This window comes from Haloferula sp. A504 (genome assembly GCF_044385805.1).
Lineage (GTDB): Bacteria > Verrucomicrobiota > Verrucomicrobiia > Verrucomicrobiales > Akkermansiaceae > Haloferula.
This window is the reverse complement of the sequence record NZ_JBISBU010000178.1, coordinates 1-778: the sequence shown is the minus strand read 5'-3', so window position 1 is coordinate 778 and position 778 is coordinate 1. Positions and strand designations below refer to the sequence as shown.

Genomic DNA, 778 nt, shown 5'->3' with positions numbered 1-778 from the left:
ATAGCCCACGACTTGAACCAGACACGGCACCTCCCTTTCAACCCTCAAACCACCCCGAAGGCGCGTGGCTGGCTCCAGTCGCAGCCATAGGGTCTGGGCAAGAAAGGATGCTGCGGACACGCATTGCTTTTGGAGTTGCAGCCGCCATCACGACCTACGTGCCGTTGTTGGCCCTGCGGAAGTTGGCGATGGACTACCACTTCGAATTCTTTACCCAATACGCCGAGTATTCGCATCCATCGCTCACCGAGCTGGCAATCCCGTTTGCACCGCTCGATTGGTGGGGGATGCTGCCTCCGATTGGCATCGGAATAGCCGTTGGTGCTTCGATGAGGCTTCCGAGATCCTTCGTCATTTGTTGCTGCGTTCTTGGCGCCGCGGTCCTACAGGCAGGGGCATTCTTGGCAGCGTTTCTGCCTTACGCGAAGCTGACTGCGGTTCCGGGGGTTCCGGTATACGTGGAGTATCCGGTTGCCCAATTGGTCGGCAACATCGTGATCGTGAGTCTCTCATTCGGATGGGCATTGATGGCGGTCTTTAAGCTCCGAGCCGAGAAACAAGCAGAAGCCCAACAAGCCGGCGATGGCGACGCCTAAACGCGGCCTTGTTGCGTGAGCGTTTTGGTAGTTCAATCCCTTCAAGCTGGCACGGAGCGCCGCCATGGTTCGGGCGTCGCGCCATGCCTCAAACGTTGCTATGGCTGCTTGTTTGGCAAGGGGCAAAGTGATGTTTTTTCCATAACTCGTGGGGAGTGATAGTTTAACTTCGGGGAAGGGCT

At 57.2% G+C, this 778-nt stretch carries 1 protein-coding gene; it reads left to right on the top strand.

The window, feature by feature from the left end; all coding sequences use genetic code 11:
- On the top strand, positions 1–596 hold a 596-nt coding region (locus ACG2LG_RS24050; RefSeq protein ID WP_396263431.1), incomplete at its 5' end, for a hypothetical protein.
- Positions 597–778 lie beyond the last annotated feature (182 nt).